Origin of the sequence: Rhizobium sp. ERR 1071 (assembly GCF_007828675.1) — a bacterium.
Taxonomy (GTDB): Bacteria; Pseudomonadota; Alphaproteobacteria; order Rhizobiales; family Rhizobiaceae; genus Rhizobium; species Rhizobium dioscoreae.
Genome location: NZ_VITM01000005.1, coordinates 1 through 12,533, shown reverse-complemented (window position 1 = coordinate 12,533; position 12,533 = coordinate 1). Strand labels below are relative to the sequence as shown.

At 58.3% G+C, this 12,533-nt stretch carries 15 protein-coding genes; 8 read left to right on the top strand and 7 right to left on the bottom strand.

Translation table 11 applies throughout. The features are described from left to right. Positions 1–58 precede the first annotated feature (58 nt). Together FBZ99_RS18420 and rpsU are read left to right on the top strand one after the other, a co-directional pair. Positions 59–556 carry a BON domain-containing protein gene (locus tag FBZ99_RS18420; RefSeq protein ID WP_113388795.1) on the top strand — a complete coding sequence of 166 codons (498 nt, stop codon included), beginning with the start codon at positions 59–61 and terminating at the stop codon, positions 554–556. A 439-nt stretch (positions 557–995) separates the two neighbouring features. Continuing rightward, entirely contained in the window at positions 996–1,199 is a 204-nt protein-coding gene (gene rpsU / locus FBZ99_RS18415) for a 30S ribosomal protein S21 (protein ID WP_095438691.1), read from the top strand. Between the two features lie 185 nt (positions 1,200–1,384). On the opposite strand, the gene FBZ99_RS18410 is transcribed toward rpsU, so the two are convergent. The 5 genes from FBZ99_RS18410 to FBZ99_RS18390 form a co-directional block, all read right to left on the bottom strand. Further along, complete coding sequence (locus tag FBZ99_RS18410; protein ID WP_113388796.1) at positions 1,385–2,728, bottom strand: PQQ-dependent sugar dehydrogenase; 1,344 nt, start codon at positions 2,726–2,728, stop codon at positions 1,385–1,387. Further along, positions 2,725–3,174, bottom strand: a complete 450-nt coding sequence (locus FBZ99_RS18405; protein ID WP_145321206.1) for a DUF2231 domain-containing protein — start codon at positions 3,172–3,174, stop codon at positions 2,725–2,727. The genes FBZ99_RS18410 and FBZ99_RS18405 overlap by 4 nt, the downstream gene beginning before the upstream one ends. Positions 3,175–3,304: 130 nt before the next feature. Continuing rightward, complete coding sequence (locus FBZ99_RS18400; RefSeq protein WP_113353448.1) at positions 3,305–3,511, bottom strand: hypothetical protein; 207 nt, start codon at positions 3,509–3,511, stop codon at positions 3,305–3,307. 10 nt (positions 3,512–3,521) lie between these two features. Further along, positions 3,522–3,704 carry a hypothetical protein gene (locus FBZ99_RS33475; protein ID WP_083258237.1) on the bottom strand — a complete coding sequence of 61 codons (183 nt, stop codon included), beginning with the start codon at positions 3,702–3,704 and terminating at the stop codon, positions 3,522–3,524. A gap of 190 nt (positions 3,705–3,894) precedes the next feature. Then, entirely contained in the window at positions 3,895–4,749 is an 855-nt protein-coding gene (locus FBZ99_RS18390) for an SDR family oxidoreductase (RefSeq protein WP_173002519.1), read from the bottom strand. Between the two features lie 176 nt (positions 4,750–4,925). Between FBZ99_RS18390 and FBZ99_RS18385 the strand changes: the two genes are divergently transcribed. The 6 genes from FBZ99_RS18385 (at position 4,926) to FBZ99_RS18360 (ending at position 10,097) form a co-directional block, all read left to right on the top strand. After that, entirely contained in the window at positions 4,926–5,690 is a 765-nt protein-coding gene (locus tag FBZ99_RS18385; RefSeq protein WP_113353450.1) for an SDR family NAD(P)-dependent oxidoreductase, read from the top strand. A gap of 16 nt (positions 5,691–5,706) precedes the next feature. Then, the gene (locus FBZ99_RS18380; RefSeq protein WP_113353451.1) at positions 5,707–6,144 is read left to right on the top strand and encodes a PPC domain-containing DNA-binding protein; all 438 of its coding nucleotides are present in this window, start codon (positions 5,707–5,709) and stop codon (positions 6,142–6,144) included. A gap of 88 nt (positions 6,145–6,232) precedes the next feature. Further along, on the top strand, positions 6,233–8,326 hold the full coding sequence (locus FBZ99_RS18375; RefSeq protein ID WP_113353588.1) for a catalase: 2,094 nt from the start codon (positions 6,233–6,235) through the stop codon (positions 8,324–8,326). Between the two features lie 169 nt (positions 8,327–8,495). Continuing rightward, a complete protein-coding gene (locus FBZ99_RS18370) occupies positions 8,496–8,816 on the top strand; it encodes an oxidoreductase (RefSeq protein ID WP_113353452.1) in 321 nt (106 codons plus the stop codon). Positions 8,817–8,922: 106 nt separating this feature from the next. After that, positions 8,923–9,132 carry a hypothetical protein gene (locus tag FBZ99_RS18365; protein WP_113331686.1) on the top strand — a complete coding sequence of 70 codons (210 nt, stop codon included), beginning with the start codon at positions 8,923–8,925 and terminating at the stop codon, positions 9,130–9,132. 71 nt (positions 9,133–9,203) lie between these two features. Next, positions 9,204–10,097, top strand: a complete 894-nt coding sequence (locus FBZ99_RS18360) for a DUF72 domain-containing protein (RefSeq protein ID WP_145634186.1) — start codon at positions 9,204–9,206, stop codon at positions 10,095–10,097. A gap of 25 nt (positions 10,098–10,122) precedes the next feature. On the opposite strand, the gene FBZ99_RS18355 is transcribed toward FBZ99_RS18360, so the two are convergent. Continuing rightward, positions 10,123–10,392 carry a hypothetical protein gene (locus FBZ99_RS18355; protein ID WP_069614031.1) on the bottom strand — a complete coding sequence of 90 codons (270 nt, stop codon included), beginning with the start codon at positions 10,390–10,392 and terminating at the stop codon, positions 10,123–10,125. 157 nt (positions 10,393–10,549) lie between these two features. Then, complete coding sequence (locus FBZ99_RS18350; protein WP_145634184.1) at positions 10,550–12,343, bottom strand: thiamine pyrophosphate-requiring protein; 1,794 nt, start codon at positions 12,341–12,343, stop codon at positions 10,550–10,552. Positions 12,344–12,533: the final 190 nt, after the last annotated feature.

The following is a 12,533-nucleotide window of genomic DNA, read 5'->3' as shown; positions in this document are numbered from 1 at the left end:
TCCGAGAAGCAAATCGGAGCTTAGCGTGTTTCTTGAGCTGAAGGGAAGGAGATTGGCTATGACACAGTTTCGAAAGAAGAAATCGCTGTCGCGAGAAGAGGACTATCGCGACTATCAGGATCGCGATGCCCGCGAAGGCTGGCCATATTCCGACGAAAGCGCCCTGGGTTCGACCGAACCGGAAAATCGAGAATATGGCACCACTCCAGCGAACTTTGACGAAGATACCCCCTCTGGCCTGATTGGAGATAACGCGGACACGAACGGGCTTGAGGAAGACACGGCCCACACGATTGGGCCATTGCCACCCAGCCGTATCGATAACGATGAACTGGAAGCGGCGATTACCGAACGGTTCATCGAAAGCAAAGAAATCGATGCAGACAGCATCGAGGTTCATGCCGAGGACGGTATCGTAACATTGGAAGGCAGTGTCGAAACGCAGGCGGCTGCCGAACAGGCGGAAGCGCTTGGGCTGTCTACGCCCGGTGTCGTCAAGGTTCGCAACAATCTGAAAACGATCGGTGTCGATTCCCATATTCCCCCCGATGTGTGATACGCGGGCCCCACATGCCCTAGACGTTGGGAAGATGTTGCCCCCTTGCAACATCGGAATTCGATACCCATTTATCGGCTTGAGATATGCGGTTCCGCTCGCCCGTTGCATTGCAATGGCTGGTCCAGGCCTTAATCGCCCGACCCATCATGCGGTCCGTTCCTTGCCCTCCGTCCGATGACGTGACGGGCGCTTCCATCATCCATTGACATGAGCGCTGGCTTAGTGGCCGGCGCAGGAGATTTCATTGAAAAAATCAAAGGCAATCGACGCGCTCGCGGCGGTGAAGCCGCGCGGATGCGATCAACCCATCAACCAGCTCCCCGACAAAAGCTGGAAACCCTATCCCTGTTTGCTCACCCGCGAGGAGCTTCAGAAGCTGATAGCCGAGCAACTCGGCTGACGGCCGCCATTCATCACCAATAGTGAGGAGAACAAAATGCAGGTCCTGGTAAGAGACAACAATATCGAACAAGCAATCCGAGTTCTCAAACGAAAGATGCAGCGTGAAGGCTTGTTCCGGGAAATGAAGGAGCGACGAGCCTACGAGAAACCATCCCAGCGGCGTATTCGGGAAAAAGCGCAGGCCATCAGCAGACATCGCAAAGCCATGCGCAAAAGAATGAAGCGCGATGGCGGCTGATTAGGTCAGCCAGATCCGACATGAAATCGGATGAACACATCATAATGCATGCAAGTTCATTTCGTTCAGGGCGGCTTTGCCATGATGACCGCGACTATGCTGGCGCTTCAAGGCGCCTTTCGATCCGCCGGCATTGCGCGAAACGCGGGCCAAGCACACCGCTTTCTCGACGGCGTCGGTAAAGTTTACGGCGCTGCCGAGCTAACGCGCCAGACCGTATTGCCGACGTCATCGGCGATTAGCAAGGCGCCAGGCTTGTCGACCGCCAAACCTACCGGCCGGCCCCTCGCCTCGTTGTCGCCATTCAAGAAGCCGGTCACGACGTCTTGCGGAAGGCCTTTGGGCCGACCGTCCGCGAATGTGACGAAGACCACCTTGTAGCCGTTGAATTGGTGTCGATTCCAACTCCCGTGCTCGCCGACGAAGGCACCGCCGCGATACGCTTCCGGCAAACTGGTACCGGTATAGAAGACCATCCCAAGGGGCGCCACGTGCGAACTCAGCGCGTAATCCGGAACGATTGCCTTCGCCACAAGGTCTGGTCTTTGCGGCATGACCCTGGGATCGATGTTCTTGCCAAAATAGCTGTACGGCCAACCATAGAAGCCGCCCTCCTTCACCGAAGTCATATAGTCCGGCACGAGATTGGGACCTAGCTCATCGCGCTCGTTGACGACTGCCCAGAGAGCGTGCGTCTGCGGCTCCCAGGAAAGACCATTCGGATTTCTCAATCCATCCGCGAAGATGCGATGGCGCCCCGTTGCTCTATCGACCTCCCAGATGGAGGCGCGGTCCATTTCAGCCTGTATGCCGTTTTCCGTGATATTGCTGTTCGAGCCGACACCGACATAAAGTAGCGTACCATCAGGGCTCGCCACAAGGCTCTTGGTCCAATGGTGATCGATGGGTCCGCCGGGCAAATCGGTAAGTTTCGTTCCCGGATCGGGGATGCTCGTCTCTCCCGTCTTGTATGGATAACGCATGATCTTGTCCGTCTCCGCGACATACAGGTCGCTACCGACAAGAGCGACACCGAAAGGGGAGGCGAGATGATCGAGAAAAACGCTCTTCGTTTCGGCAACTCCATCCCCATCGGCGTCACGCAGCAAGGTTATACGGTTGCTTCCTTCATTGCTGCCGGCAGATGTCGCCATCGACTCGATCCAGCCCATGATCAGATCCTTGGGACGCTTGATCGATGCCGCGGGCGGCGCAACAGATTCCACGGCAAGAACATCGCCATTCGGCAGCACATAAACCGAACGCGGGTGCTTCAGTCCTGTCGCGAACGCCTTTATCTGCAATCCTTCCGCAACCTTTGGCTTGTCGCCGTTTTGCCAGCCGATCACCTTCGCGACATGCATCGGTGGGATGAGATATTGCGTCTGGGCCGGCAATGTCGGATTTGGTCCGACCTGATCCTTCGGATCCTCTTCGTTCTGACCGCAGCCAGACAGGATAAGGATCGTGCCGCAGATAAGCGCGGCAACGGGGGATGGCGCGGTCAACTTACCTACACCGATCTTCATCTCTCGGCTCCCGGATCTCTGCGGAAAATCAATACCCGCCTTATCCAGCCGCTCAAAAGGACGAGAACGACCACCACGGATGAAAGAATAAGCCCGGTCGGAACGACGGAAGTCCATGCATCCCGGCTATGCACGAGCGCGTTAAAGAAGGACAAGACGAGGATAAGAACGCCGCAGATCGAATAAAGCCAGACTGGTCCGCGCATCAAGGAAAGGCGCCTGCCGAGTGCATCGATTATCATGGCGATTATAGCAAGCAAGCCGAACAGCAAGCCAACCGCGAGCAGCCACGCGGAAGCATCCGCCCACATCATCTCGGCGGTTGCCCAATAGGCCAGGTCCGTTGCCAATGTGCCAAGGAAGCAAACCATCGGGATCGGAATGAGGAGCGAGTGAAGGGGGCGGGGCGGAAGAGGGTGTGCAGCGCGAAGGTCCTGTGCGACCATATCGGTGTCTCCAATATTCCTGAGAGCACCCAAACATTTATCGACTTGCTTTGTTCCAGGCGGACAATTGGGGTCTTATGGACTGCATCGGGCCTTCCGCTCGGCTTCTCGACACGAGCGGAATTCGGCCTCAGCTTGCGGAGTGGCCACCTTTCCGGCTGGGATCGTGGCCATGATGGCGATCTCGTTCGCCGCCGCCGCCGGAAACCTTGCTGCGGTCCCGCTTATCGGGCTCGGCCGGCGGCTTTGGAATATTCAAGGGCGCCTTGGCATTTTCATGGGATGCTCCCGGGCCGCCTTGGCGAATACTGGCCGGTGTTTTCGTCGACGTGGACATTGACACCTCCCTATCGATCCTGTTGATGCCCCTGGTGACTGGTATTGATCCGGCTATTTCCCTGCTGACCTTTCTTGTCGGGATCCACCGTCATGTCAGGCTTATGGGGGTCGGATATCGATGGCTTGGCGTGGTCACCAACACCTTTATCGCTTCGATTCTCCTCGGGAACCGGTGGTGGTCTGCTGTTCATCATCTCCTCCTGTCATTGCCTTGCCAGAAGCTGTGGACGATTTATCTTGGCCGTCTTGCTGCATTCGTTGTCATGGCCAAACCACTTCCAGCCCGGAATGTTCCGAGAATGAGCGCCGTTCGCGGACATAAGCACATGATTTCGATCTGAAGAGCGCGGCTCAGCTCCGTGTCGCGCAGATGCACCGAACTCAAAGGAGAGGCTTGCCCCCAGTGACCGCGACGGTCGTGCCGGAAACATAGCTGGAGAGTGGATCGGCAAGCATGACATAGGCCGTTGCCAGTTCAGCCGGCTGACCCGGTCGCTTCATCGGCACTTGCTTTCCGAAATTCTCGACTGCTTCCGACGTCATTGTCGAAGGGATCAATGGCGTCCAAATAGGTCCTGGCGCCACGGCATTGGCGCGAATGCCTTTTTCCGCGAGCAATTGCGCCAGCCCCGCGGTAAAATTCTGGATGGCCCCTTTGGTGGTGGCATAGGCAAGCAATGTGGGGTTTGGAGTGTCCGAGTTGATGGACGCCGTATTGATGATGGCGCTGCCCGGCTTCATGTGCGGTACGGCCGCCTTGGTCAGATAGAACATGGCATGGATATTGACCTTGAAGGTCAATTCCCATTCCTCGTCACTGATATCGCCGATATCTTGAAAGCTCGCCTGATGCGCGGCATTGTTGACAAGAATATCGATCCCTCCCAGTTCGGCGACGGCCTTGTCGATGATATCTCGACAATGTCTGGGATCCTGAATATCGCCGGCCATCAACACCGCCTTGCGGCCGGCCTCCTCGACCCATTTCTTGGTTTCGTGAGCATCGTCGTCTTCGCTCAGATAGGCGATCAAAACATCCGCGCCCTCGCGGGCAAAGGCGATCGCGACAGCGCGGCCAATGCCGCTGTCACCGCCGGTGATGACAGCCCTTTTGCCGGCAAGCTTTCCTGATCCGTGATAGGTCACCTCTCCATGATCGGGTTTCGGATGCATGTCGGCGGTATAGCCGGGCATGGGCTGTTGCTGCGGCGGAAATGGTGGTCGTGGATGTGTCATGACTTTGCTTCCGGAGATGATTGCGTTGTCATTCCAAACCATCCACCTCGCTTTCGGTTCCATCCATGGCACACTATCCGCCCGGTGCATCGGGGAACATTCAAGTCCGGTCCTGGTTCCTATCGAAAGCTACGTTTCGATAGATCCCGTTTCGCCGATTTTGAAAGGACAGCCCGATGCATCGCTTCGAAGGAAAGGTCGTCATCGTAACAGGTGCTGCATCGGGAATGGGAGAGGCGACGGCACGGCGCTTTTCCAAGGAAGGCGCCAATGTCGCTCTCGTCGACCGCCGCGAGGATGCGCTGGAAAAAGTCATCGCGGATTTGCCAGCCGAACGCAGCCTTAAGCAGTTGGTGGATGTATCGGCATCGTCGGCGGTCGCCGCGATGGTAGCGGCGGTGGTGGAACGGTTCGGTCGCCTTGACGTCATCGTGAACAATGCTGGCATTCACGAGGGTGGCGCGCCCGCCGACATTTCCAACGAGCAATGGCGCGATGTCATGGCGACCGATCTGGACGGCGTGTTTTTCGGTTGTCGTGCGGCCATACCGCATCTTGAAAAGACCAAGGGGTCGATCATCAACACTGCCTCCGTCTCCGGCACCGGCGGCGATTGGGGTATGAGCCCCTACAACGCCGCCAAGGGTGCCATCGTCAATCTGACCCGCGCGCTGGCGCTAGATCTCGGCCGAAAGGGAATTCGCGTCAATTCCGTATGCCCGAGCCTCACGCGCACTGGCATGACGGAGGACATGCTCAAGGATGAAGCCCTCGTTGCCAAGTTCAAGGAACGCATTCCACTTGGTCGTGTCTGCGAGCCGGACGAGGTCGCGGCCGTCATCGCCTTTCTGGCAAGCGACGATGCAAGCTTCGTGACCGGCGCCAACATCGCCGTCGATGGTGGCGTGTCGGCTTCCAACGGCCAGCCGGCACAGGATTGAAAGGGAGACGAGCGCGATGAATTTCAAGAAAGTTGACCTGCGGAACGGCCTGAAGACCTATGTCGTCGTGCTCGATGCGAATGAGGAAGCATTCTCCACGCTCGCCCGCTTCGCCACGGATCAGGACCTGAAGGGGGCTTCGATCACCGCGATAGGCGCGTTTGAACGCGCGACTGTCGGCTGGTTCGATTTTAGCGAGCGAAGCTACCGCAAGATCCCGATTACCGAGCAATGCGAGGTGCTGAGCCTGATCGGCGATATCGCGACAGGCGACGATGGCAAGGCGAGCCTCCATCTTCATGCCGTCCTCGGTCTGAAGGATGGCTCCACGCGCGGCGGCCACTTTCTCGACGGTATCGTGCATCCGACCTTGGAAGCGACCATCGTGGAAACACCGGCGGAATTGCAGCGTCGGCATCAAGAGGATCTCGGCATCGCGCTGATCGAACTTTGAGGTCACCAGCCGCCATCTCCGGCCAATCGGAACATTGCCCGTCGAACAAGGTTCGGTCAGCGGTTCCAACGGCAAAAAAGAGGATATCATGGCGAAGGACACGAGCTTCGAAACATCGCGCGGCGAAGGCGGGGAGACGCACCAGCATATTCCCGAAAGCGGTCCCCATGGCGACGCGGAGCATCTGACCACCAATCAGGGTATCCGGGTGTCGGACAATCAGAACAGCCTGAAGTCCGGGGTCCGTGGCCCGACGCTGCTTGAAGATTTCGTCCTGCGTGAAAAGATCTTCCATTTCGACCATGAGCGCATCCCTGAACGGATCGTGCATGCACGAGGTTCGGCCGCACACGGCTTCTTCGAGCTCTATGAATCGCTGTCCGATGTGACCAGCGCCGATCTGTTTCAGCGCAAGGGTGAAAAGACGCCGGTCTTCGTCCGCTTTTCGACCGTTGCCGGCGGTGCCGGCTCGGTGGATACGCCGCGTGACGTGCGCGGCTTCGCCGTGAAATTCTATACCAAGCAGGGTAATTGGGACCTTGTCGGCAACAACATCCCCGTCTTCTTCATTCAGGATGCGATGAAATTCCCCGATCTTGTGCATGCCGTGAAGATGGAGGCCGACCGCGCGTATCCGCAGGCGGCTACCGCCCATGATACGTTCTGGGACTGGGCGTCGCTGATGCCGGAATCCACGCATATGCTGATGTGGGCGATGTCCGATCGAGCTATTCCGCGCTCGCCGCGCATGATGCAAGGCTTCGGCGTCCACACGTTTCGCTTCGTCAACGATGCCGGTAAATCCACATTCGTGAAATTCCACTGGAAGCCGAAGCTCGGCATTCAATCGCTTGTCTGGGACGAGGCATTGAAGCTGCAGGCGGCCGACAATGACTACCATCGCCGCGACCTCTTCGAGGCGATCGCGGCCGGGCATTTTCCTGAATGGGAACTGGGCCTGCAGCTCTTCGACGATGCCTTTGCCGAAAACCTTCCCTACGACGTCCTCGATGCCACGAAGATCATCCCGGAAGAGGTACTGCCGGTAAAGATCGTCGGACGGCTGGTTCTCGATCGCAATCCGGACAATTTCTTCGCGGAAACCGAGCAAGTGGCGTTCTGCCCGGCAAACATCGTCCCAGGCGTCGATTTCACCAACGATCCCCTGCTGCAGGGCCGGCTCTTCAGCTATCTCGACACGCAGAAATCCCGCCTTGGGACCGCGAACTTCCATCAACTGCCGATCAATGCGCCCAAATGCCCCGTCATGAACTTCCAGCGCGACGGGCAGATGCAGATGCAAGTGCCGAAGGGCCGCGCGAACTACGAACCGAATAGCCTTGGCGACAACGGCGAAATCGGCGGTCCGCGCGAATGTCCGGTGACGGGCTTCCGCACCTATGAGCATCAAGCCGGGAAGGAAGAGCAGGGCGATAAGCTGCGCGTGCGCGGTGAACTCTTTGCCGACCATTACAGTCAGGCTCGTCTTTTCTGGAAGTCCCAGACACCGTCGGAACAGGCTCACATCGCATCGGCCTTCGTCTTCGAATTATCGAAGGTTCAGCTTCAGCACGTGCCGCCCCGCATGGTCGGCAACCTCATGAATGTCGATGCGGGGCTTGCCAACAGGGTCGCCGCGGGCCTCGGGCTCGTCAACCCGACCAGGAATTTGCCGGCACGTGAGCCGATCGATCTCGCCCCCTCCCCCGCTCTTTCCATCCATAAGAACATGAAGGAGACGCTCGAAGGGCGGCAGATCGGCATATTGATCGCCGACGGAAGCGACGCCAAGGCGATCTCCGATCTCGTCGAAGCCCTCAACGACGCCAAGGCGAGGCCTTTCATCGTGGCGCCCAAGGTGGGGGAGACGAAGCTTTCCGACGGAAATACGATCCGTGCCGATGGGCAGCTCCTTGGTTCGCCTTCGCAGCTTTTCGATGCCGTTGCCGTCATCCTCGCGAAGGAAGGCGCCGCTGTGCTCCTCAACGAAGGGGCTGCCGTGCAATGGGTGATGGATGCTTTCGGACACCTAAAGGCGATCGGTCATGACGCTGCCGCCAAGGCGCTTCTCGACAAGGCGGGCATTCAACCCGACGCCGGTGTCGTGGATCTCGCCTCCTTCCTGAGTGCCGCGCCCAAGCGATATTGGGACCGCGAGCCCCGTGTCCGGATGCTCGCCTGATGGGCAAGCTCCCTCACGTCGCTGCCTGCCTCCGTTGGTGATCAGCGGTGTCCACCGATTGTCGCGCCATTCCCTGATCTGATTACCAGCGAGGAAATATCGGAAAATCCGGAAACAACTGCCCGCCATTGGAGTTGGAAGGTGGCAAATCCAAAGAAAGGAAATACCAATGTTGACGAGAATAATCGCAGTCTGTGCTCTTTCGATCGGCATGGCCACGGCAGCCATGGCTCAGCAATCAGGTTCCGGCGGAACAGGCAATTCCGGAAGTGGTAACGGCGCCGGCACCGGTTCGCAGAGCAATGGCACCTCCAACGGAACTGGAGGCGCCAATAGCAATACCACCGGAACCAACGGGACTCCGAATTCCAACGGTCAGTCCCAGGACTGCAATGCCATGAAAACCGGCAAGAACACGACGCAAGGTACGGATACGCAAAACAATAGCCAGTCGAGCGACAGCACGTCCAGCCAGAACTGCCCGCAATAATAATGGTGGAAATCCGAAATGCCTCCCGCATTTCGCACACCTCTTGGCTGTCGGTGTCCGTGACGTGGATCACCGGCAGCGGGAGGGCCAATCAAGGAGACAAATCATGATGAATGGCGCTCAGGAACTTGCCGAGGAATATCTAAGGCTCGGTGGAAAAAGACTTCTGGTAATGGATGACAACATCCTGTCGACCAACAGCTGGGAGGCTGATCCGCTCGAAGCTGAAGCCTTTTGGAAAAGGGAAATCGAGAGTTTGGCACCAAGACAACGCAACGAGGTCATGTCGTTCCTGCCGTCCATCAACGTTACCTGACGGGATCGACGGGCATTGAATTACGACATCGTCTCTTGCACAGGCAAGGTGATCCGGACGCGGTATGAACCATGGTAAAGGTTGGAACGATCCGCATCGGAATTTCCGGGTGGACGTACGCACCCTGGCGCGGCGTTTTCTATCCGAAGGGCGTGACCCAGAAACACGAATTGTCCTACGCCTCGTCGCAATTTCCATCCATTGAAATCAACGGCACATTCTACAGCCTGCAGACACCCGACACCTTCGCAAGATGGCGGGAGGCCACTCCAGACGACTTCGTTTTCGCGGTCAAGGGATCACGCTATATAACCCATCTACGAAGGCTTCGCGATATCGAGGTGCCGCTTGCCAATTTCATGGCCTCCGGCCTCTTGCGGCTGGGAGCAAAGCTGGGACCCATACTTTGGCAGTTTCCTCCCCGGCTGCGGTTCGATCGAGAACTGTTCTCCAATTTCATCCACCTGCTGCCAAAGGACACGGATGAGGCACTTTCCTTGGCCAAGCGGCATGATGAGCGCTTGAACGGCCGAGATTGGTTGATGGCGGACAAAAGGAGACCGATCCGGCATGCATTCGAAATCCGCAACGAGAGCTTCGTGGACGCCGATTTCATTGAACTCTTGCGGAAGCATCGGATCGGGCTCGTTTGCGCCGATACCGTCGAGTGGCCGTTGCTGATGGATGTCACCGCGGACTTTATCTATTGCCGCCTGCATGGCTCGGAAGAACTCTATGTCAGCGGCTACGATGATGAAGCGTTGAGCATGTGGGCGGAGCGCATCGCCGATTGGGCGCACGGGCGCGAGCCGGACAATGCCAACCGTGTCCTGAAGCCATTGAAGCGGTCACGACGGGGTCGCGATGTCTATGTCTATTTCGATAATGACGTGAAGGTGCGGGCGCCGGCCGACGCGCGGCGGCTCAGCCAGTATCTTAGGCTGGTCTGGCAAAAAGGTCCGTAAGGAGGAGCACGCGGCGGCATCATACTTATTCAAGCCGCCCCCAGGCCGGATTCCAGTTCACGCCTTCCGACAGTTCGACATAGATGGGCCGCATAACCTCATTCGACATCTTGTTGCGAGCGGCCCGAAAGGCGTCATCTGGCTCCATTTCCTCACCAGGAAAAACCGTGTCATCCTCTCCTGGCGACATGACCTTGCGCAGGAATCCTCGGATCTGATCGCCGGAATGGTAGAACTTGATGACGATGGAGCCTGGCGGCACGTTGTTCTTACGATACCTATGATAGGTTTCCACCTTACACCTCCTGACGTTGTCGCCTGTTGCCGCGTCCAGAGCACTTCGCCGTCTCGCGCTATGCTCTTTCATTCAGCCAAGGCTTAGTCGATTGACATCGGTCCAAACCACCCTTCCCAGCATTGGTTCCCGCAGCGCAGCCGACATTTGCCCGTCGTCACCTGTTGGCGCGACTAGGAAGGATGGCACTCAGCGCCTGTCTTAGCGTTCCCTTGATCACACCGCTTTCTTCAGGATCCCCTTTCAGCAGGGCGGTGGTCAGGTTGCGCATCTGCTCGAAAGTCAGGTGCGGCGGTATCGGCGGCACTTCGGGATCTGTCTTGACCTCGAGAACAACGGGACGATCGGCGGTAAGCGCTTCATCCCAGGCGGCGCCAAGCGCCTCCGGTCGATCGACGAAAATCCCCTGAAGGCCAATCATGTCGGCGAAGCGATGATAGGGGACATCGGGGATCCGCTGCGAGGCATCAAATTTTGGGTCTCCTTCCATGACGCGTTGCTCCCAAGTCACCTGGTTGAGATCCTCGTTGTTGAAGACGCAGACGACCATGCGTGGGTCGGACCATTCGCGCCAGTATTTCGTCACGGTGATCAACTCCGCCATGTTGTTCATCTGCATGGCGCCATCACCGACCAGGGCGACGATTGGCCGATCCGGATGCGCGACCTTCGCGGCGATCGCATAGGGCACCGCCGCCCCCATGGACGCGAGACCGCCGGACAAGGAGGCCATCATGCCGCGGCGCATGCGCAAATCGCGCGCGTACCAATTGGCGCATGAACCGGAATCGCTCGTGACGATGACGCCGTCTGGCAGGCGTGGCGAAAGCTCCCAGACGACACGCTGCGGGTTGACCGGATTGGCCTCCACGTGCGCCCTCGCCTCCAGCGTTCGCCACCACTTTCCGACACTCGTCTCGATCTCCTTGCGCCAGGAAAGATCCTGCTTCTGCTTGAGAAGCGGCAGCAATGCCTGCAAGGTCTCCCGGGCGTCGCCGACAAGATTGACCTCCATGGGATAACGCAAGGAGAGCATGTCAGGCCGGATATCGATCTGAACCCCTTTTGCATCGCCTTCTTCGGGCAGGAACTCCGAATAAGGAAAATCGGATCCGACGACCAACAGGGTATCGCAGTCTCGCATCAGGTCCCAGGATGGTTCGGTACCCAGAAGGCCGATGGAGCCGGTGACCCACGCCAGATCATCCGGTAGGGCGGCCTTGCCGAGCAAGGCTTTCGCCGCTCCTGCTCCCAGCCGGTCCGCGACCGCGATCAGCTCGTCGCTCGCGCCCAACGCGCCGGCACCGACGAGCATCGCGACCCTCTTTCCGGCATTCAGGACGGACGCGGCGCGCTTCAGATCGATCTCGTGCGGCACCGTTCTCGGTGCCACATAGCCGACGCCCGACATGACCGAGCCATGCTTGCGTGGCGGCGTCTCATAGGGCATCTCCTGCAGGTCGTTCGGCAGGATGACGGCAGTGACCGTCTTGTTCGCCAGCGCGATGCGCGCGGCCCGATCGACCAGATGGCGTACTTGCGCGGGAGCTGAGGCCTGATGGACGAAGTTGCCGGCAACATCCTTGAAGAGCGATGCGAGATCGACTTCCTGTTGATAGTGACCGCCCAGCGCCCGACGGGCCTGCTGGCCGACAAGGGCCAAGACAGGTTGATGATCCAACCGCGCATCATAGAGCCCGGTCACCAAATGCGTGGCACCCGGTCCAGAGGTGGCGACGCAAACGCCAAGCTCGCCTGAGAATTTGGCATAAGCCGACGCCATGAAAGCGGCCATCTCCTCGTGACGAGCCTGAACGAATTCAATTTTTCCATCGGCCCGGTTCAAAGCCCCGAAGAGGCCGTTGATGCCATCTCCGGGATAGCCGAAGATGCGTCGCACGCCCCAATCGTAGAGGCGCTGCACGATAAAGTCGCCAACCGTCTTTGCCATGATCCATCTCCACTTGTCGCGCGCCATCAAAGCGCGTGGGGTCCAACAAGCAGAGGCTCTTTATGTTCCCGCTATCGGAAGAGGCAGTCATTGGAAATGAGGTGGCTCGGTTTGTCTGAACAGTTCCGGGCGTTTTGCTAAGTGGATTTCCGCCTCGGTTATGCCGCCACCATCATCGGTGTCAGCGCGT